Consider the following 18644-nt stretch of genomic DNA (forward strand, 5'->3'; position numbering starts at 1 on the left):
GTGGGGATGAAAATCGGAAAAAGGCGGAGAAGGGCCCCACGTGGGCGCGGGGGGGGGGGGGGGGGGGGGGGGGTGGGGGGGCCCCCCCCCCCCCCCCCCCCCCACCAGGCCAATCACCTCCGATTGGCCATGGCGACCCGCCGGGGCCACCGCTATCGTCCCCGCCATGCGCATTCACGTGGTCGACGCCTTCACCGACCGTCCGTTCGCCGGCAACCCGGCCGGCGTGTGCCTGCTGCCCGCCGGGGAGTGGCCGGACGACACCTGGATGCGGCAGGTGGCCGCCGAGCTGAACCACTCCGAGACGGCGTTCGCCCTGCCGCTGCCCGGCGGCGCCGAAGCCGACTGGGCGATCCGGTGGTTCACCCCCACCGTCGAGGCCACCCTGTGCGGGCACGCCACCCTGGCCACGGCGCACACGCTCCGCACCGAGCGGGGGATCCTCGGCACGGTGCGGTTCCGCAGCCGGTACCACGGGGTCCTCGTCACCCACACCGACGAGGCCGGCGGCGTCACCCTGGACTTCCCGGCCGCGCCCGGCACCGAGGTCCCCGTCCCCGAGGGGCTGGCCGAGGCGCTGACCGTCGAGCCCGAGTCGACCTGGCACACCGGCAGGCTCGGCGACCTGCTGGCCGTCCTGCCGGACGAGGCCGCCGTGCGCGACCTGACGCCCCGGCTCGACGCGCTGGCCGCCCTGACGCTCCGCGACGACCTGCGCGGCGTCATCGTCACCGCGCCCGCGGCCCGCGGCGACGCCGGGTACGACTTCGTCTCCCGCTTCTTCGCCCCGGCCCGAGGGATCCCGGAGGACCCGGTCACCGGCAGCGCCCACACCGCGCTCGCCCCGTACTGGACGGCCCGGCTGGGCCGTGACCAGCTCGCCGGCCTCCAGGTCTCCGCCCGCACCGGCCTGGTCCGGACGGCCCTCCACGGCGACCGCGTCCACCTCTCCGGCACCGCCGTCACCGTCCTCGACGGGACCCTCCACCTCCCGGGCGCGTAGCGGCCCCGGGCTTCGCCGTGGCGTCGCACCGGCGGAGAATGCCCGGGTGACAGACCTGACCCTCAACCTCTGGCGGCAGCCGCTCGGTGCGGTGCCGGAATCCGTCTGGGACCGCACCGACCTGACCGTCCTCATCCTGGCCGAGACCGGCCTGACCGAACTGCCGCCCGCCATCGGACGGTTGCGCCGTCTCCGGACCCTCGACCTCGGGCACAACGCGCTCACCGCCGTGCCGGAGGAACTCGGCGAACTCACCGCACTGCGCGACTTCCTCTACCTGCACGACAACGCGCTCACCCGGCTGCCGGACGCCCTCGGCCGGCTCGGCGCCCTGCGCTACCTCAACGTCGGCGAGAACCGGATCGGCGAACTGCCGGACGCCCTCGGTGGGATGACCGCCCTCGTGGAGCTGCGGGCCCAGCACAACCGGCTCACCCGGCTGCCGGACACCCTCGGCCGGCTCGGCGCCCTGCGCGAACTGTGGCTGCGCGGCAACGCGTTGACCGCTCTGCCGCCGTCCGCCGCCGGACTCGCCGCGCTGCGCGAGCTCGACCTTCGGGACAACGCCCTCACCGAGGTCCCTCCGGTGCTCGCCGGGCTGCCGCTGCTGCGCCGGGTGGACCTGCGGAGCAACCGCATCACCGAACTGCCGCACTGGCTGGCCGGGTTGCCGGCCCTGGAGAAGCTCGACCTGCGGTGGAACGACGTCACACCGCCGCCCCGGCTGCTCGCCGCCCTCGGCGAGCGGGGCTGCGCGGTGCTGTACTGAGGGCGCCCGCTCCCGATCGGCTCCGGGGCGCGGGCGAGCACCGGAAACGGATCGCCGGGAGCGCCGCCGCCCTGTTACCGTGGGAGGCATGAAGCGCGCTGCAGCCGTCCTGACGACGACGCCGGAGAGAGTCCCGGTGCGCTGACTGCTGACCTAGTCCGAAGCCCCGGGGCCGAGTGCCCCGGGGCTTCGTCGTTCCCGCCCACTCGGCCCAGGAGCGCCGCCTGCGGAGAGCCCCCGCAGGTGCCACCCCGCAGACCCGAGTGGAGACCGCCGCCATGCACGACCACCGCCGCCTCGGCCGTGAACTCGACCTCTTCGACACCGACCCGCTGATGGGCGCCGGCCTGCCGTACTGGCTGCCCGACGGCGCCGCCGTCCGGCACGCCCTCGAGGAGTTCGTCCGGGGGTGCGAACAGCGGGCCGGTTACCGCCACGTGTACTCGCCGGTGCTCGGCAAGCGCGAGCTGTACGAGATCTCCGGCCACTGGTCGCACTACCGCGACGACATGTTCCCGCCGATGGACCTGGGCGCCGAACAGGTCGTGCTGCGCCCCAGCCTCTGCCCGCACCACGCCCTCATCTACCGCTCCCGGGCGCGCAGTTACCGCGATCTCCCGTTGCGGATGGCCGAACTGGGCGGGATGTACCGGTCCGAACCGTCCGGCGTGCTGGGCGGGCTCACCCGGGTCCGGGCGATCCAGCTGAACGACGCCCACATCTTCTGCACCCCCGAGCAGGCGGCCGACGAGGCGGTGGCCGCGCTGGAGCTGATCCGCGAGGCGCACCGCGCGCTCGGGATCCGCCCCGTCCGCTACCGGCTCTCGCTGCCCGGTGAGGGCGGGAAGTACGTGGCCGACCCGGCGCTCTGGGAGCGGGCCACCGCGCTGCTGACCGAGGTGCTGGAGCGGTCCGGCGTGCCCTTCGAGGCGGCCGAGGGGGAGGCGGCGTTCTACGGACCGAAGGTCGACGTCCAGATCGCCGACGGCGCCGGTCGCGAATCCACCCTCTCCACCGTGCAGATCGACTTCCACCAGCCGGAGCGGTTCGGCCTGCACTACATCGGCGCCGACGGGGCCAGGCACCGCCCGGTGATGGTGCACCGCAGTGTCATCGGCAGCGTCGAGCGGGTCGTCGCCCATCTGATCGAGCTGTACGGCGGCGCGTTCCCGGCCTGGCTGGCGCCCACCCAGCTGGTCCTGCTGCCGGTCTCCGAGGGGGAGGCCGACCAGGCCGGGCGACTGCGGCAGCGCTGCCTCGACCAGGGGCTGCGGGCCGAGGTCGCCGGGCCCGAGCACGGCACCCTGGGCGCCCGGATCCGGGAGGCCCGGCTGGTCCCGTACCAGGCGGTGATCGGGCCGAAGGAGGCGGCCGACGGCCAGGTGGCCCTGCGCCTGCGCGACGGCCGCCGGCTCGCCCCGATCCCGGCCGACGAGGCCCTGGCCCGGATCCGGTCCCTGGTCGGGGCGGGCAGCCCCGACCTGTGGGAGCCCGCCCCGGCCGGGGAGTAGCCGGCCCGCGGGGGGCGGCGGTCAGTAGGACTGCAGCTCGATCAGGTGGCCGTCCGGGTCGCGGAGGTGGGCGGTGCGCAGGGTCGGGCCCCACGCGGGGCGGTCGGTGGCTTCGGCCGCCACACGGGCGCCGTGGCGGAGGCAGAGGGCGAGCGCCTCGTCCACGTCGGTGACGCGGACGGCCAGCATCGCGGAGTCCTGGGCGGCCGGCGGGCGGGGCGGGAGCCCCTCGGTGCCCAGGGCGGCGGCCATCATCGCGCGGTCGTACAGCGCGAGCACGGTCCGGCCGTCGGCCTCCCAGTTGGCGTACGGGCCCGCCGCCTCGCCCTTGACCAGGGCGGCGCCGGTGAGCGGGGGCAGGACGGCGCGGTAGAAGGCGAAGCACTCGGCGAAGCGGGAGACGAGCAGGCGGGTGTACAGGGCATCCACGTCGGGACTCCTGGGCTCGGGGCGGCGGGCGGCCCACCGCAATTAGTAGGTGCTGACCCACTATAGGGCCGGACCCTAGACTGATGGGGTGATCCCCGAGAGCTCCACCCCGCCCACCCTGCTGGACCTCAGCACCTACCTGCTCTCCCGGACCGGCAGGGCCGCACGGAGCCGGCTGGCCGAGCGGCTGGCCGGGCGCGGCCTGCGGCTCTGGGACATGGCGGTGCTCGCCGCACTGGCCGACTTCGGGCCGCACGCCCAGCGCGACCTGGTCCGGCGGCTCGGCGTGGACCCCAGCGACATGGCCAAGGTCGCCGACCGGCTGGCCGCCGCCGACTGCGTCGAGCGCATCCGTGACACGGCGGACCGCCGGCGCGTCTCGGTGAGCATCACCGGGACGGGCCGGGCGGTCCTGGCCGAACTGGAGGCCGAGGCCCGCGCGGTGCAGGACGAGATCCTCGCCCCGCTCGACCCGCGGGAGCGCCGCGCCCTGCACGACCTGCTGCGCCGGGTCCACCACGACCTGCCGGGGGCGCTCTGAGAGCGGGCCGGCGGGCTCCCGGTCGCTTCCGCTCGCTCAGCCGAGCGGCAGCGGGCGCCGGGCGCCGGCGAACTCGGCCGCCCAGCGCGGGTCTTCGAAGACACCGGGCAGACGGGTGACCAGAGTGCCGGTGCGTTCGGCGTGGATCATCGCGCCGTCGCCCGCGTGGACGCCGACGTGGTGCAGCGGCGCGTCCGCGCGCGAGAAGAACAGCAGGTCGCCGGGGAGCAGGTCGGCCCGGGCGACCGGCTCGGAGCGGTGGTACTGCGCGACGGTGTAGTGGGCGAGGTCGACGGCGCCCCCGCTGGCCCGGTACCAGCTGTAGAGGGACAGCCCGCTGCAGTCGAAGCCGACGGTGTGCTCGCCGAGGCACTGGCCGTCGAGGTAGCCGTTCTCCTCGTCGCAGAACCCGATGCCCGCGCCCAGCCGGTCGCCGCCGCCCCAGGCGTACGGCACGCCGATCTGCGCGGCCGCCACCTCGGCGACCCGGCGGCCCAGGGTGGCCGGTGGCAGCGGCGCCGCGGCCGGTGCCGCCCGGGCCGCGACGGTCGCGAGGACGGGTACGGCGCTCGCGCCCAGGGCCAGCCCCAGGATCCGGCGGCGGCCGACACCGCGGCCGGGCAGTCGAAGCACCATCGCGGAACCCCTTCGTTCGGTGGGGCACCAGGATCGCCGTCCGGCGGGGCGACCCGCCATCACCCGCACCGGTGAACCCGGAGTGCGGGGGCGCGGGGGCGCGGCGGGAGGAGCGGGCGGTGGTTAATGGTTTGACCGGCGATCAGGAGGCTGCCGAGGATGGGGAGCAGACATCCGTTCGACCTTCGGAGCCCCCATGAGCGGTACGGTCCGGCTGATCCGCAACCACCGGCTCACCCAGGCGGTGGACTACGCCTACGCCGCCTCCGTGGACGCGCCGGTGCGCTCGCTCTGGCTGGCGGGCGCCTGCCCGCTCGACGCGGAAGGGCGGACGGTCGCGGCGGGCGACGTCGGGGCCCAGGCCCACCAGGTCATGCGCAACCTGATCACCGTGCTGGAGGACGAGGGCGCCGGCCTGACCGACCTCGTCCGGACCACCGTGTACGTGGCCTCCTCCCGGCAGGAGGACCTGGTGACGGCGTGGGAGGTCTACCGCTCCTACCTGGGGAGCCACGACGTGCCCAGCACCCTGCTCGGCGTCACCGTCCTGGGCTACACCGACCAGCTCGTCGAGGTCGAGGCCGTCGCCGTGCTGTCCTGAGCGACCGCCCCCGTGGCGGCGGCGCGCCGGGGTCAGCCGGCGGCGAGGAGCTCGTCGAGCTGCTCGTACCCCTCGATCACGCCGCGGTCCATCCCGCTCGCCATGATCGCGTCGCGGGTGGCCAGGCTGTCGACGAGGGAGAGCGAGCTGACCCGGGTGCGGCCTTCGCCGACCGGCTCGAACAGTACGGTCTCCAGCGAGACGCCGTCCGGTACGCCCTCGAAGGTGAAGGTCTGGACGAGCCGGCTGTCCCGGCGGACTTCGTGGAACGAGCCGTAGAAGGAGGCGATCACCTCACTCGCCGGCCCGACCCCGGCCCCGTCCCCGGCCCCGTCCCCGGCCAGAGCGGAGTAGCGGTAGCTGCCGCCGGTGCGGGCGTCCCAGGTGTCGATCTTCATGACCCGGTCCCTGGGGCCGAGCCACCGCGCCACCAGCTCGGGCTCGGTCCAGGCGCGGAACACCCGGGCCGGTGGGGCGTCGAACTCGCGGACGATGCGGATGACGGGGAGTGCCGGGTCCGCCTCGATCGTGGTCCGGCGGTCGTCGCTGGAGGTCATGACGCTGCTCCTTCGTGCTCTTCGTGCTCTTCGGGGGATTCCGGAGCCGGGACGGCCGCTCCGGGCGCGTCGCCGTCCTCCATGGCGGCGAGGACGGCGTCCAGCCGACCGAACCGCTCCTCGGCCTGCCGGCGGTACCGCTCGATCCAGACCGTCATCAGATCGAGCACCTGGGGCTCCAGGTGGCACGGCCGGCGCTGGGCGTCGCGACTGCGGCTCACCAGCCCCGCCTCCTCCAGCACCTTGAGGTGCTTGGAGACGGCCTGCATCGACATGGCGTAGGCCTCCGCGAGTTCGCCGACCCCGGCGTCGCGGACGGAGAGCCGGGCGACGATGTCGCGCCGGGTCGGGTCGGCCAGGGCGACGAACGCCCTGGACAGCGGATCGGTGGCCATCAGCGCACCTCTGCCTCTCTTTGCAACCGTTTGGTTGAGTACGAGGCTACTCCTCGCCGCGCGCTTGTTCAACCAATAGGTTGAGTAACCGCGCGGCGCGCCCCGGAACGCGCCGAGGGCCTGTGGCGGTCTCCGCCACAGGCCCTCGGGTACACCCGGGCCGGGTCACTCCTGCTTGATCGCCGAGATGTCGAACTCCAGCACCACCTTGTCGCCGACCAGGACGCCGCCGCCTTCGAGGGCGGCGTTCCAGGTGATGCCGTAGTCCTTGCGGCTGATGGCGACCGATCCCTCCAGGCCGACCCGGAGGTTGCCGTAGGGGTCCCGGGCGTTGCCCGTGTACTCGAAGTCGATGGTGATCGGGCGAGTGGTCTCCTTGATGGTCAGATCGCCGCTGACCCGGTACTCGGCGCTGTTCAGCTGCTCGACGCCCGTCGAGGTGAAGGTGATCCTCGGGTGGTTCGGGGCGTCGAGGAAGTCGTTGGTGCGCAGGTGCCCGTCGCGCTGCTCGTTGCCGGTGTCGATGCTCTCGGTGCTGATCGACACCCGGGCGGTGGAGCGGCTCGGGTCGGTGCCGTCGAGGTGGGCGCTGCCTTCGAAGGTGTGGAACGCGCCGCGCACCTTCGTCACCATGGCGTGGCGGGCCACGAAGCCGATCCGGGTGTGCGCCGGGTCCAGGACGTAGTCGCCGGTGAGATCGGACAGCGGGGTCGTCGTGGTCACGGGGATCTCCTGAGGGGAACGGGGGGCGGAGCCGGAGGGTCGGAGCCCCGCGGCCCCGGTCGCGCCCGTCCGGGGAGGGCGGCGGGCCGGGCGGGGTGCCCCGGGCCACGCTAGGCGTTCCGCCCCGGTGCCGCATGCGCTGTTCACCCGGACGGGCGGACCGGCCCGGAGGGCCCGGGGGTGCCCGACGCCGAACTCCGGGCCGGTGCGGCGGCTCACTACGGGTGGGTCCGGCGGCTCACTCCGAATCGGTCCGGCGGCTCCTGGAGGTCGCGCGGGGGAGCAGGGTGCCGTGCCCTGCCGTGCGCCGTCAGATTGGCCAGAACGCGTGTCCCGCACCGTGGTTGACGCGGGTAGCATCCCTGCACCGGCGCTGTCGACCGGTCCGTCCGGCCCCGTCGCCGGCCGGTGGCACCGGCGACGCCGTCCGGACGCGCAGCGAGTGGGGTGACCTCTTGGACGAGGCCGCGGAGCACCGCGCGGACCGCGCCGCGCCGTCCGCGCCGGGCGTCGCCGGGCCGGATGCGTCGGATGTGCCGGACGTGCCGCCGGACGTGGCGGACGCTGCCACGCCGGACATGCCGGGCGTGGTCCGCAACGAACTCTCCGTCGGGACGGCGGTGTCGATGTCGGTGGTCCAGGCCGGCCTCGTCACGGGCGGGGTCCACTACCACGTCACGTTCCCGGGCGGCCTCCCGACCGCGCCGCGACTGCCACCGCCGCCCGACCCGTTCGCCCTGCCGGAAGGGCTGCTCACCGAGGAGCAGGCCCGGGAGGCCTACGAAGCCGCCTGCCTCCTGGAGTTGGAGTGGAGCGGCGGGGACGGGACGCAGAACCTGCCGAGGATCGAGCAGCTCCACCGGCTGGCCGCCGGGGCCGGGAACGCCGACGCGATGGCCCGGTTGGGGCTGATCGTCGAGGGCCGGATGCGGGCCAGGCTGCGCGGGGAGCTGCCGGAGGAGCCGTCGGCCGCCGACGCCGAGCTGGCCATGCACTGGTACCGGAGGTCCGCGCAGCTCGGCAGCGCGTTCGGCGCGCTCTTCCTGGGGACCCTCTACGAGGAGCGGCTCGGCAACCCGAGCGAAGCGCTGCGCTGGTACGAGAAGGCGGCCGACGCCGGTCACCAGATCGCCCGGTCCCGGTACGACGGCCTGCAGAAGCGACTCACGCTCGGGCTCGGCGCGCTGGCCGGCCGCAGGCGTTTCGACGACGGGGAACCGCGGAGCACCGATCGACAGGACCGACAGGGAGGGCAGCCGGTGAACAACGGGTCGGCTTTCGAGCAGTGGCTGGAGCGGGAGTGGCGGGGCAGCGAGGCGATGGCCGTCGCGGCCTGTCTGTCCGCACTCGCGGACGCGTGCGGCGGCCCGCACGGTGAGTGGGGAACGCTGGACGAGCAGGAACACGGCGTCGTGCTGGCGCACTTCAGCACCCTGCAGCCCACCCGGGTCACCCTCCCGGCCGTCGCCCGTGAGTACCAGGGGAACATCGGGGACGGGAACCTCAGGGCACTGGCCACCCTCCTGCGCAGGCATCCGCGCTCGGCCCCGTCCGCCCGGGAGCTGGCCCCGGTCTGGTGTCAGAAGGTGCGCGAGAACCGGGTGGAGACAAGGGAGTTCACCTACCTCGTCGAGCTGGACTATCACGACTACGACCGGATGAAGGCGCTGCTCGACCGGCTCGCCGAGCGGCTGCGGGCGGCCCCGCCCGAGGGGGAGCGGTTCGCCGAGTACCTGCTCGACCTCCGGATGATCTCGGACGAACTGGCCCAGGCGCGCAACCGTGCCGTCCCGGCCTACAGCGGGCCCGACCGATGGGAGTTCTCGGTCATCCTCACTCCGGAGTACCTGGAGGCGCTGAAGGCGCACTCCGCCCAGTACGCCGCCGACCGGGCGGCTCCCGGGGACTTCCGGGCCTTCTGGAAGCGGGTCGACGACGCCCTGAACGCGGCTCCCGCCACGCCGTTCCCCTAGCTCCGGCGGGATCCCGACGCCTCGCGGTGGGCCAGGAGCGCGCCGTAGACCTCCCGATATACCGCACGGTCGGTTTCCTGGCCCCGAAGCGGCCGCCGGGCCGGAGAAAACCGCAGGTTCGGTACGGGATTGCCTGCCGGTTAAGATACGGGCTGTCTGGTTTTGTTCGATCGGTGCGGTGGGCGGGGTGGTCGTGTGGTGCGGCAGGAGCGGGCGGTGCGGACGCGCCGGCTGATTCTGGAGGCGGCGGCATCGGTCTTCGACGAGTGCGGGTACGAGGCGGCGACGATCGGTGAGGTGGTGGCCCGCGCCGGCGTCACCCGGGGAGCGGTCTACTTCCACTTCGCGTCCAAGCGGGACCTCGCCCAGGGGGTGGTGGAGGAGCAGTTCGCCCACGACTCCGTGCCCGAACGCGCTTGCAGACTTCAGGAGTTCGTCGACACCGGCATGGTGGTGGCCCATCTGCTGCCGCGTGACACGGTGCTGAGCGCGGGCGCTCGGCTGTCGCTGGGCCAGGACGGCCTCGGGGACCTGGGCGGGGGCGCCGTCCCCGGGTGGATCTCCCGGTTCGAGGCGCTGCTGACGGCGGCGGGGGAGCGCGGCGAACTGCTCCCGCACGTGGTGCCGGCCGACACCGCCTGGCTGGTGACGGCGGCCTGGGCGGGTGTGCAGGTCCAGTCGCAGAAGCTCACCGGTCGCGCGGACCTGGAGCGACGCGTCGCGGGCCTCTTCCAGCACCTGCTGCCGAGCGTGGCCGTGCCCGGGGTGCTGGCCTCCCTGGAGATGGATGCCGACCGGGGCGCCAGGGTGGTCGCCGAGGTCGCCGCCGCCCGCGCGGCCGCGGCCTGCTGAAAACCCGTCCGCCGGGGCCCTGCCCGTGTCACGCCGAACCGTACAGCGCGTCCGGTTTGGTGGCTGACAAACCGCTCGTCCCGTTTCTTGCGCCGTCCGGTGCGGCGGGGTCGACGCCGGTCCGGCGCGCGGCCGGACGCGGGGCCGCCACGGCCGTGCCCACCCTCCGGCCGGTCGGCCGCCCGGCCGCCCGGGCAAACCAATGTGCCAAGGATGCGTCGGCAGATCACCGGAGGGGTTACCCGGTGACCATCAGTCACGGCATCGTCGACGCGCGGGAGTTCGGGCGACCGGTGGCGGTCGGCCGGGGTGTCGCGGTGGGGCGGGGACGTCCCACCGGCGGCGCGACGACGGTCCGGCGCGGACCTGGCCGGCTCCCGCGGAACGGGTGACGGACGGCGGCGGTCGCCGGGTCGGTCCCGGCGTGGTGCGGGCGGGCGGAATGGAGGGCCGGTTGGTGCAGGAGAGATCGGAGCGGACGCGCGGGCGTCTGGTCGCGGCGGGAGCGGAGCTGTTCGACCGGTCCGGCTACGCGGGCGCGACGCTCGCGGACATCGCCTCGGCGGCGGGGGTGACGAAGGGCGCGCTCTACTTCCACTTCAGCTCGAAGGAGGAGCTGGCGCGGGCCGTGGTGGAGCACGCCGAGCGGGCGCTGCGGGAGGCCTGCTGCGCGCTGCGGACGGAATCCACGTCCGTCCAGGCACTGATCGACGCGGGCTACTGGCTGGTGGCCTCGCTGGAGTCGGATCCGGTGGTCCGGGCGGCGTTCCGGCTGGGCCGCGAGGACGGGGCCTGGCAGGGCGAGGACGGGCCGGTCGCCGGGGTCCGCGGCTTCCAGGGCGTCTGGGCGGGCGCCGTCCGGGAGCTGCTGGCGGGCGCGCGCCGGGCGGGTGAGCTGCGCGAACGCGCGGGCGGGGTCGGTCCGGAGTCCCTGCTGGTGGCCGCCGCGTGCGGACTGGAGGTGCTGGGCGGCGCGGCGCGCGGCCGGGAGGAGCTGGCCGGCCGGCTGCAGGCGTTCTGGGACTGGCTGCTGCCCTGCCTCGTCCTCCCGGAGGCGGTCGACTCCTACCGGACCGCGGCGCCGCCGGCCGGCTGACCCCGGTCGCGGCGGACGCCGTCCCGACCCCGGTCGCCGGGGACGGAAAGGCCGACGGTCCGCGGGCCGGTGGGGCGGCCTGCCAGCCCCGGCCGTCCGGAGACACCCGCGCCCGGCGGTCGAACGGCCCTGCGGTCGAACGGCCCCGCGGTCGAACGGCTCAGCGGTCGCATGTCAGTACCGGGAGCCATGATGGCGGTATGAAGGACGCAGCCACCATGGCCTCTCCCGCTGCCCTGGCCTCCCCGGACGCCTACGCCGACGCCGTCTCCACGGCGGTGCGGGCCGCCGCGGCGTACTACGCCGACGGCGCCACCCCGCTCGGCGACGACGAGTACGACGCCCTGGTGCGCGCCATCGAGGCGTACGAGCGCGAGCACCCGCAGGAGGTGCTCCCCGACTCCCCGACCGGCAAGGTGGCCGGCGGCGCGGTCGTCGGGGACGTCCCGCACTCGGTGCCGATGCTCTCGCTCGACAACGTGTTCTCCGCCGAGGAGCTGGCGTCCTGGGCCGAGGGTCTGGAGCGCAGGCTGGGCCGGCCGGTGGCCGGCTGGTGCGTCGAGCCGAAGCTGGACGGCCTGGCGATCGCGGCCCGCTACCGGGCAGGCCGCCTCACCCAGGTGCTGACCCGCGGCGACGGCCTCGCGGGCGAGGACATCACCCACGCCGCCGACGCGGTGCTCGGCCTGCCCGCCCGGCTCGGCGAACCCCTGGACATCGAGCTGCGCGGCGAAGTCCTGCTCACCCAGGAGCAGTTCGACCACGCCAACGCCGTCCGCACCGAGCACGGCGCCACCCCGTTCGCGCACCCCCGCAGCGGCGCGGCCGGCACCCTGCGGGCCAAGGACCGCGCCTACCGCGTCGAGCTCACCTTCTTCGCCTACGGCGCCATCGGGCTGCCCGACCTCGGGCACGGCGAGCTGCTGGAGCGCCTCGCCGCTCTCGGCGCCAACACCGCCGCCAGCACGGCGGCCCGCCCGCAGCGCTGCGCCACGATCGAGGAGGTCGGGCAGCGCGTGGACGAGATCGCCGCGCTGCGCGCCGCCCTGCCGTTCGGCATCGACGGCGTCGTGGTCAAGGCGGACTCCGCCGCCGACCAGGAGCAGGCCGGCTCCGGCTCGCGCGCCCCGCGCTGGGCGGTGGCCCGCAAGCTGCAGGCCCAGCACAAGGTCACCCGGCTGCTGGGAGTGGAGTGGAACGTCGGCCGGACGGGCATCATCGCGCCGCGCGCCGTCCTGGAGCCGGTGGTCATCGACGGTGTCACCGTCACCTACGCCACCCTGCACAACCCGGCCGACATCGAGCGCCGGGGTCTGATGATCGGCGACCAGGTGTTCGTCTACCGGGCGGGCGACGTCATCCCGCGCGTCGAGGCCCCCCTGGTGGACCAGCGCACCGGCGCCGAGCAGCCGATCGCCTTCCCCGAGACCTGCCCGCGCTGCGGTGACGCCATCGACACCACCGAGCAGCGCTGGCGCTGCGTGCGCGGCCGGGCCTGCCAGGCCGTCGCCTCGATCATCTACGCCGCCGGGCGCGACCAGCTCGACGTGGAGGGCCTCGGCGGCACCCGCGCCGTCCAGCTCGTCGAGGCGGGGCTGGTCGCCGATCTCGCCGACCTCTTCACGCTCACCAAGGAGCAGCTGCTCACCCTGGAGCGGATGGGCGACACCAGCGCCGACAACCTGCTCGCCGCCATCGAGACCGCCCGCACCCAGCCGCTCAACCGGGTGTTCTGCGCGCTCGGGATCCGCGGCACGGGGCGGACGATGTCGCGCCGGATCGCCGCACACTTCGGCAGTATGGCGGCGATCCGCGCCGCCGACGCCGAGGCGCTGGCCGGGGTGGACGGCATCGGCGCCGAGAAGGCCGCCGTCATCGTCTCCGAACTCGCCGGGGTGTCACCGCTGTTGGACCGGCTGGCCGCCCTGGGGGTGGGCACCGCCGTCACCACCCCGACCGCGCCCGTCGCGTCCGCCGACGGCGCGGAGGGGGAGGCGGCGGGCGGTGCGGAGGCCGGCGGTGCGGTGGCCGGCCCGCTGACCGGTGAGAGCGTCGTCGTCACCGGAGCCATGACCGGTCCGCTGGCCGAGCTCTCGCGCAACGCGGTCAACGAGTTGATCGAGCGGGCCGGCGGCAAGGCCTCCTCGTCCGTCTCCAAGCGGACCACCCTGCTGGTCGCGGGGGAGAAGGCCGGTTCCAAGCGGGCCAAGGCGGAGGAGCTCGGCATCCGGATCCTCACCCCGGAGGAGTTCGCCACCCTGGTCGCCGACCACCTCGCCTGAGGCCCGGTCACCCCGCCCGAGGCCCGAGGCCCGAGGCCCGCGCCCCGGCCGACGGTCTACCGGCCCGGGGCGCGCGGGCCGTCGAACAGCGGGGCGAGCGCCCGGCGCAGGTCCTCGGGCTCGCGGTGGAGCAGCCCCGTCATCCCCAGCCCGGCGGCGTGTTCGAGGCGGGTCACCTCGTGGTGGTCGAAGAAGCGGACCACGCCGTCGATGTCGCACTGCACGGCGTCGAACGGCGGCTTGTCGGGTGCGGCGGAGGAGCGCATCGGACCTGGATGCCACCGGGTGAGGGCCCCTCGCCACGATGCCTTCCGGGTGCGGAGCGTGCGGTAGGGTGGCGGCGCCGAACAGAACCACGACCTCGGGAGGTGAGACCCATTACCGGTACGACGGAGCGGGTGCTCCCCGGGAACAGCTGTGAAGACGTGGCACCGAGCGCGTAGTGGCGCTCTGCCGGTTCGGCGGCGGTCCCTCTCGGGGAGTCCTGGCGGATTGATCTTTCGCCTGTGTCTTTGATGGGGTTCTTCTGTTGTCTGTCTTCTCTTCCGCACTGTTGCGTTCCTCGGTGACCTCCCGCCTCCGGGCGGCCGGCTGCGTCTTCGCCGAGGACGAGGCGCGCATCCTGCTCGACGCCGCCGCCACTCCCGCCGAACTCGCGGCGATGGTCCGCTCCCGCGCCCAGGGCCGCCCGCTGGAGCACGTGGTCGGCTGGGCGGAGTTCGGGGGTCTGCGGATCGCCGTCGACGCGGGCGTCTTCGTGCCCCGGCGCCGCAGCGAGTTCCTGGTCGAGACGGCGCTCGGGCTGACGCCCGCCCACGCCCTGGTGGTGGACCTCTGCTGCGGGAGCGGCGCGCTGGCCGCCGCCCTCGCGGCGGCGGCCGCCCACCCGGTCGAGGTGTACGCGGCGGACGTCGACGCGGCCGCCGTCCGGTGCGCCCGCCGCAACCTGGCGGGCGCCGGCGGCCGGGTGTTCGAGGGCGACCTGTTCGATCCGCTGCCCGTCGAACTACGCGGCCGGGTCGACGTGTTGCTGGCGAACGTGCCCTACGTACCGACCGCCGACATCGCGCTGCTCCCCGCCGAGGCCCGGGTGCACGAGGCGCGCCCGGCCCTGGACGGCGGCGCGGACGGGCTGGACGTGCTGCGCCGGGTGGCGGGGGAGGCGCCGCACTGGCTGGCCCCGGGCGGGGCGCTGTTCTTCGAGACCAGTGAGCGCCAGGTGCCCGCGGCCCTCGCCGTGGTCGGCGCGGCCGGGCTGGACGGCGCGGTCGCCTCGTGCGAGGACCGCGACGCGACCGTGGTGACCGCGGCCCGGCGCTGACCGAGGGCGACCGGGCGGCCGGGGCGAGGAGAGCCGACCCCGGCCGTCCACCGTCCACCGGCCACCCACCGGAATTCCGATTGCCCCGCAGCTCACCGGGATGATGGAGTGCCCGGATGACTACCGATCACGACACCTTGCTGGCCCTCGTCGACTCCCGGATGCGCCGAGGCATCTCGAGCGAGACCCCGGCCGCGCGCATCGAGCAGTCCCCGGGGATCGTGCGCCAGAGCGGTCCCGAAAGCGTCTGGAACGGCATCGTCTGGTCCGACCTCGATCCCACCGTCGCCGACGCCGTGATCGCCGAGCAGGTCCGCCACTACGCCGGTCTCGGCCAGGACTTCGAGTGGACCGTGTACGGCCACGACCGCCCGGCCGACCTCGGCGAGCGCCTCACCGCCGCCGGCTTCACCCCGGAGGAGCCGGAGACCCTGATGGTCGCCGAGCTCGGCGACCTCACCCGCCGGATGGCGGACACGGCGGAGCCGGCCGGCATCGAGCTGCGCGAGGTCACCGACGAGGCGGGCGTGGCCCAGGTGGTCGCCGTCCACGAGGAGGCCTTCGGCACCGACGGCACCCGGCTCGGCCGCCGCATCCTGGCCCAGCTCACCGAGAGCCCGGACACCCTGAAGGTGCACCTCGCGATCGCCCACCACGAGGGCCGGGAGGTTCCGGTGTGCGCGTCCCGGATGGAGCTGTACCCCGGAACGGGCTTCGCGGGGCTCTGGGGCGGCGGGACGCTGGCGGCCTGGCGCGGCCGCGGCGTCTACCGCGCGCTGGTGGCGCACCGGGCCCGGATCGCCGCCGGTCTCGGCTACGAGTACCTGCGGGTCGACGCCTCCGACCAGAGCCGCCCGATCCTGGAGCGGCTCGGCTTCGCCGTCCTGACCACCATGACGCCCTACCAGTACGAGCACCGGGCCCGGAGCTGACCGTGCCTCTCGGGGCCGGGCCACGGTGACGGGGCTGACCGCGCGCCTCGGGGCAGGGCCAGGCCGACGGGGCCGTTCAGGGGATGCGCGGCGTGTGCCACCGGCCCGGTGCCGGGCGGGCCCGGATAGTGGGCAGGTCCGTTCGGCACGGGGCCGGGCGCAGGAGGGAGCGGACCCATGGCCGGAACGTCCGGGGAGCCGGACGGCGGGTACTCCCCGCAGCGGTGGACCGCGATGACCGGGATGTGCGTCGCGGCCGGCATGGTCTGGCTGTCGTTCGCCGACTTCGGGGTCGCCGTGCCGACGATCTCGGACGAACTGTCGGTCTCGCTGCCCGCCCTGCAGTGGGCCAACAACGCCTTCAGCCTCTCCACCGGTGCGCTGGTGCTCGCGGCCGGGAAGCTGGGCGACGTGTTCGGGCGCAAGCGCATGCTGGAGATCGGCCTGGTGCTGCTGGGCGTGGTCTCCTTGCTGACGGCGTTCACGCCGGGGGTGACCGGGATGATCGCCGGGCGGGCCGCGATGGGCTTCGGCGCCGCGCTGATCCTGCCCGCGACGCTGGCGCTGATCCCGCCGATGTTCCCGGCGAGCGAGCAGCCCCGGGCGTTCGGGGCCTGGATGGCGGTGGCCTGGGTCGGCCAGGCCGCCGGGCCGGCCGTCGGCGGCGTGCTGACCGGCCTGGCCGGCTGGCGGTCGACCTTCTGGATCAACGCCCCGCTGGCGGTGATCGCCTGGTGGCTGGTGCGCCGGTCGGCCGTGGAGTCCACCGACCCGAACGCCACCCGGCACATCGACTTCACCGGCCTGGTGATCAGCGCCGCGGCCGCGTTCTGCCTGCTCTACGGGTGCACGGCCGGTCAGGAGGACGGCTTCACCGACCCGGTGATCATCACTCTGCTGGTCGCGTCGGTGCTGCTCGCGGCGCTGTTCGTGCTGGTGGAGCGGCGGGTCCGGGATCCGCTGCTCGACCTGCGGCTGTTCGCCTCCCGCCCGTTCGACGGGGCGCTCGCGGCGAACTCCGTGATGAACATCGTCTTCGCCGGGGTGAGCTTCCTGCTCACGCTCTACCTCCAGGAGGTCCGCGGCTACGGTCCGGTCGCGGCCGGGCTGCTGTTGCTGCCGTCCACCGTGACCATCCTGCTGTTCAACCCGTTCGGCGGCCGGGTGGCGGCCCGGCGGGGGGCCCGGCTCCCGGTGGTCGTCGGCCTGTTCCTGCTGGGCATCGGCACCCTGGTGACCGCCGTGATCGGCGACACCTACCACTACGCCGTCCTGGCCACCGGGCTGCTGGTGCTCGGCGCCGGTCTCGGCCTGATGTCCGTCCCGCTGTCCGACACCGCGGTCGCCGGGCCGCCGGAGGAGCTGGCCGGGACGGCCTCCGGGATGTTCAAGGTCACCAGCATGCTGGGCGGCGCCTTCGGGGTGGCCGTGACGGTCGCGGTCCAGCAGGCGGTGGAGACCGACCAGGCGATCAGCCGGGCGCGGGCGGCCGGGCTCTCGGAGGACGACGCCCAGCAACTGGGCAATGCGGTCACGGACTCCAAGCTCGCCGACCAGATCCTCTCCTCGGTCGACCAGGCCACGGCGGACGCCATCACCGCGGCCTTCCGCGACGTCCAGGCGATCGGCGCCGGCCGCGCGATCGGCCTGGCCGGCCTGCTCGCGGTCGTGGCGGCGCCGGCCCTGCCGCTGCTGTGGCGGCAGCGGGCGGGACACCGGGAGCCCGCGACGGCGCGGAAGGAGCACGAGACGCGGTAGCCGGCGGACCGCACCGCGCAGGCGGCTCGCCGCCCCTCCGCCGTGGTGCGCCCCTGCGCCCCCTCGTGCTGTCTGGCCAAGTCCGTTGTGATGCCGGTGACTTGGACTCCAAGGACGGTTCTAGAATCATGTCGGCAACGGCAGGAGTCCAGCGAACACCGGGGAAGAGGCGACAGCCAGCGTGGATCCCGTACTGCGACCGTTCCGTGTCGAGGGGAAGGCCGTCCAGCTCGCCAAGTACCTCGCGGAGGAGGAGATCGGCGATCTGGTCGGCTGTTCCTGCATCGGCAACGACGTCATCATCGACCTGTCCGACATCCACTTCCTGATCAGCCTGGTCGATCTGGGCGGCGGGCTGCGGCTGAACTTCCACATGGCGCACGACGGCCCGGCCCGGGCCCGCTCCTGGAGCCGGCGGCTGCCGGCCGAGGCGGGTCCGCGCGACATCGCCCGGCGGATAGCGATGGATGTCGCCACGCTGGACCGCGAGATCGCTCCGCTGCGCACCAACCCGCCGAGGCCGCCGGCCGCGCGCTGAGCCCCACCCGGCGCCGGGCGGGGCTCAGCCGCTCGCGTTGCCGTGCAGCACCAGCGCCCAGCAGAGGCATCCGAGGGCCGCCGTGCAGAGCAGCGCCCGGGCGATGTTCCAGTGCACCCAGCGCGCCTCGAACCGCTCGCGCACCGCGGCGGGCTCCGGGATCCGCCCGGGCTCCCCGGCGGCGGCCAGCGCGTCGTTCAGCGGGACGTTGATCTTCCGGGTCACCGCGAGCGCAGCCGTGTAGCAGACCAGGGCCGCGACGGCGGCCGGCAGGACGTCGTGACCGTCCGACGGCAGGTGCAGTGCCACCGCCACCGCCGTGCAGACCAGCGCACCGACGAACCCGACCAGGAACCAGCCGTTGAGGATGGCCACGTTGATGCGCTGCATCACGTCGATGAACGTACGGTCCTCCGTCGTCCGCAGCCCCGGCATCACCGAGCAGGCGTAGGCGTAGAACAGCCCCGCGCTCAGTCCGGTGGTGATCGTCGCGGCCACGAGGGCGATCACGCGTGCAGCTTCCATCGGGTTCGTCCCTCGTTCCGTCCACCGGTGTCGCCGCCTCGGCCGACCGGCTGTCGGCCCGGGCCGGCCGCGGCGCTCCGTCCGCTCACGACTCGCTCGGGTGACGCGTCGTCAGGCCGCGTCCACGCGCTCGCACTCCTTCCCCGTCGACACTCTCACGGGCGCACGCCGATCCGAACCGATTTTCACCGTGCCTCCCCGC

General features: G+C 74.5%; 20 protein-coding genes. 13 read left to right on the forward strand and 7 right to left on the reverse strand.

The annotated features are described in order from the left end of the window. The first annotated feature begins 166 nt into the window (after positions 1–166). The 3 genes from ACZ4UX_RS07285 to thrS all read left to right on the forward strand — a co-directional run bounded on the left by ACZ4UX_RS07285 (position 167) and on the right by thrS (position 3283). Positions 167–1003 (forward strand): PhzF family phenazine biosynthesis protein, encoded by an 837-nt coding sequence (locus tag ACZ4UX_RS07285; RefSeq protein WP_465705931.1) that lies wholly within the window; start codon positions 167–169, stop codon positions 1001–1003. Positions 1004–1049: 46 nt separating this feature from the next. Beyond that, positions 1050–1772 carry a leucine-rich repeat domain-containing protein gene (locus ACZ4UX_RS07290; protein ID WP_465705932.1) on the forward strand — a complete coding sequence of 241 codons (723 nt, stop codon included), beginning with the start codon at positions 1050–1052 and terminating at the stop codon, positions 1770–1772. Positions 1773–1996: 224 nt separating this feature from the next. Then, positions 1997–3283 (forward strand): threonine--tRNA ligase, encoded by a 1287-nt coding sequence (gene thrS, locus ACZ4UX_RS07295; RefSeq protein WP_465705984.1) that lies wholly within the window; start codon positions 1997–1999, stop codon positions 3281–3283. A gap of 21 nt (positions 3284–3304) precedes the next feature. On the opposite strand, the gene ACZ4UX_RS07300 is transcribed toward thrS, so the two are convergent. After that, positions 3305–3712: a VOC family protein gene (locus ACZ4UX_RS07300; RefSeq protein WP_465705933.1), complete on the reverse strand. Its 408-nt coding sequence runs from the start codon at positions 3710–3712 to the stop codon at positions 3305–3307. Between the two features lie 88 nt (positions 3713–3800). On the opposite strand from ACZ4UX_RS07300, the gene ACZ4UX_RS07305 reads away from it, so the two are divergent. After that, positions 3801–4253 carry a MarR family winged helix-turn-helix transcriptional regulator gene (locus ACZ4UX_RS07305; RefSeq protein ID WP_465705934.1) on the forward strand — a complete coding sequence of 151 codons (453 nt, stop codon included), beginning with the start codon at positions 3801–3803 and terminating at the stop codon, positions 4251–4253. Between the two features lie 36 nt (positions 4254–4289). Here the strand turns inward: ACZ4UX_RS07305 and ACZ4UX_RS07310 are convergent, their stop codons facing one another. Beyond that, the gene (locus tag ACZ4UX_RS07310; protein WP_465705935.1) at positions 4290–4889 is read right to left on the reverse strand and encodes a C40 family peptidase; all 600 of its coding nucleotides are present in this window, start codon (positions 4887–4889) and stop codon (positions 4290–4292) included. Positions 4890–5085: 196 nt separating this feature from the next. Between ACZ4UX_RS07310 and ACZ4UX_RS07315 the strand changes: the two genes are divergently transcribed. Further along, positions 5086–5490, forward strand: a complete 405-nt coding sequence (locus tag ACZ4UX_RS07315) for a RidA family protein (protein ID WP_465705936.1) — start codon at positions 5086–5088, stop codon at positions 5488–5490. Positions 5491–5522: 32 nt separating this feature from the next. Here ACZ4UX_RS07315 and ACZ4UX_RS07320 read toward each other — a convergent pair whose 3' ends face one another. From ACZ4UX_RS07320 to ACZ4UX_RS07330, 3 genes are all read right to left on the reverse strand, one after another. After that, positions 5523–6047 (reverse strand): SRPBCC family protein, encoded by a 525-nt coding sequence (locus ACZ4UX_RS07320; RefSeq protein WP_465705937.1) that lies wholly within the window; start codon positions 6045–6047, stop codon positions 5523–5525. Beyond that, entirely contained in the window at positions 6044–6442 is a 399-nt protein-coding gene (locus ACZ4UX_RS07325; RefSeq protein ID WP_465705938.1) for an ArsR/SmtB family transcription factor, read from the reverse strand. Before ACZ4UX_RS07325 ends, ACZ4UX_RS07320 begins: the two co-directional genes overlap by 4 nt. Before the next feature lie 165 nt (positions 6443–6607). Then, positions 6608–7165, reverse strand: coding sequence for a YceI family protein (locus ACZ4UX_RS07330; protein WP_465705939.1), 558 nt, complete (start codon positions 7163–7165; stop codon positions 6608–6610). Between the two features lie 455 nt (positions 7166–7620). Here ACZ4UX_RS07330 and ACZ4UX_RS07335 point away from each other — a divergent pair, with 455 nt between their 5' ends. The 4 genes from ACZ4UX_RS07335 (at position 7621) to ligA (ending at position 13368) form a co-directional block, all read left to right on the forward strand. Continuing rightward, positions 7621–9138 carry a tetratricopeptide repeat protein gene (locus ACZ4UX_RS07335; RefSeq protein WP_465705940.1) on the forward strand — a complete coding sequence of 506 codons (1518 nt, stop codon included), beginning with the start codon at positions 7621–7623 and terminating at the stop codon, positions 9136–9138. Positions 9139–9354: 216 nt separating this feature from the next. Then, positions 9355–9990, forward strand: a complete 636-nt coding sequence (locus ACZ4UX_RS07340) for a ScbR family autoregulator-binding transcription factor (protein ID WP_465705941.1) — start codon at positions 9355–9357, stop codon at positions 9988–9990. Positions 9991–10447: 457 nt separating this feature from the next. Then, positions 10448–11086, forward strand: coding sequence for a ScbR family autoregulator-binding transcription factor (locus ACZ4UX_RS07345; RefSeq protein WP_380382897.1), 639 nt, complete (start codon positions 10448–10450; stop codon positions 11084–11086). Positions 11087–11286: 200 nt separating this feature from the next. Continuing rightward, the gene (gene ligA / locus ACZ4UX_RS07350; RefSeq protein ID WP_465705942.1) at positions 11287–13368 is read left to right on the forward strand and encodes an NAD-dependent DNA ligase LigA; all 2082 of its coding nucleotides are present in this window, start codon (positions 11287–11289) and stop codon (positions 13366–13368) included. 56 nt (positions 13369–13424) lie between these two features. On the opposite strand, the gene ACZ4UX_RS07355 is transcribed toward ligA, so the two are convergent. Continuing rightward, positions 13425–13634, reverse strand: coding sequence for a hypothetical protein (locus tag ACZ4UX_RS07355; RefSeq protein WP_465705943.1), 210 nt, complete (start codon positions 13632–13634; stop codon positions 13425–13427). 299 nt (positions 13635–13933) lie between these two features. On the opposite strand from ACZ4UX_RS07355, the gene ACZ4UX_RS07360 reads away from it, so the two are divergent. The 4 genes from ACZ4UX_RS07360 (at position 13934) to ACZ4UX_RS07375 (ending at position 17917) form a co-directional block, all read left to right on the forward strand. Next, positions 13934–14689, forward strand: coding sequence for a putative protein N(5)-glutamine methyltransferase (locus tag ACZ4UX_RS07360; RefSeq protein ID WP_329485791.1), 756 nt, complete (start codon positions 13934–13936; stop codon positions 14687–14689). Between the two features lie 116 nt (positions 14690–14805). Further along, positions 14806–15621, forward strand: coding sequence for a GNAT family N-acetyltransferase (locus ACZ4UX_RS07365; RefSeq protein WP_465705944.1), 816 nt, complete (start codon positions 14806–14808; stop codon positions 15619–15621). Positions 15622–15798: 177 nt separating this feature from the next. Beyond that, on the forward strand, positions 15799–17379 hold the full coding sequence (locus tag ACZ4UX_RS07370; RefSeq protein WP_465705945.1) for an MFS transporter: 1581 nt from the start codon (positions 15799–15801) through the stop codon (positions 17377–17379). Positions 17380–17560: 181 nt separating this feature from the next. Further along, positions 17561–17917: a hypothetical protein gene (locus ACZ4UX_RS07375; protein WP_465705946.1), complete on the forward strand. Its 357-nt coding sequence runs from the start codon at positions 17561–17563 to the stop codon at positions 17915–17917. Positions 17918–17941: 24 nt separating this feature from the next. Here ACZ4UX_RS07375 and ACZ4UX_RS07380 read toward each other — a convergent pair whose 3' ends face one another. Continuing rightward, positions 17942–18442 (reverse strand): anthrone oxygenase family protein, encoded by a 501-nt coding sequence (locus tag ACZ4UX_RS07380; RefSeq protein WP_352287724.1) that lies wholly within the window; start codon positions 18440–18442, stop codon positions 17942–17944. Positions 18443–18644: the final 202 nt, after the last annotated feature.

The sequence above is a fragment of the Kitasatospora sp. NPDC028961 genome (assembly GCF_055564815.1).

Coding starts and splice junctions, on each gene's coding strand:
- ACZ4UX_RS07285 (WP_465705931.1), top strand. CDS start 167: ATGCGCATTCACGTGGTCGACGCCTTCACCGACCGTCCGTTCGCCGGC.
- ACZ4UX_RS07310 (WP_465705935.1), bottom strand. CDS start 4,889: ATGGTGCTTCGACTGCCCGGCCGCGGTGTCGGCCGCCGCCGGATCCTG.
- ACZ4UX_RS07315 (WP_465705936.1), top strand. CDS start 5,086: ATGAGCGGTACGGTCCGGCTGATCCGCAACCACCGGCTCACCCAGGCG.
- ACZ4UX_RS07320 (WP_465705937.1), bottom strand. CDS start 6,047: ATGACCTCCAGCGACGACCGCCGGACCACGATCGAGGCGGACCCGGCA.
- ACZ4UX_RS07325 (WP_465705938.1), bottom strand. CDS start 6,442: ATGGCCACCGATCCGCTGTCCAGGGCGTTCGTCGCCCTGGCCGACCCG.
- ligA (WP_465705942.1), top strand. CDS start 11,287: ATGAAGGACGCAGCCACCATGGCCTCTCCCGCTGCCCTGGCCTCCCCG.
- ACZ4UX_RS07355 (WP_465705943.1), bottom strand. CDS start 13,634: ATGCGCTCCTCCGCCGCACCCGACAAGCCGCCGTTCGACGCCGTGCAG.
- ACZ4UX_RS07365 (WP_465705944.1), top strand. CDS start 14,806: ATGACTACCGATCACGACACCTTGCTGGCCCTCGTCGACTCCCGGATG.
- ACZ4UX_RS07370 (WP_465705945.1), top strand. CDS start 15,799: ATGGCCGGAACGTCCGGGGAGCCGGACGGCGGGTACTCCCCGCAGCGG.
- ACZ4UX_RS07380 (WP_352287724.1), bottom strand. CDS start 18,442: ATGGAAGCTGCACGCGTGATCGCCCTCGTGGCCGCGACGATCACCACC.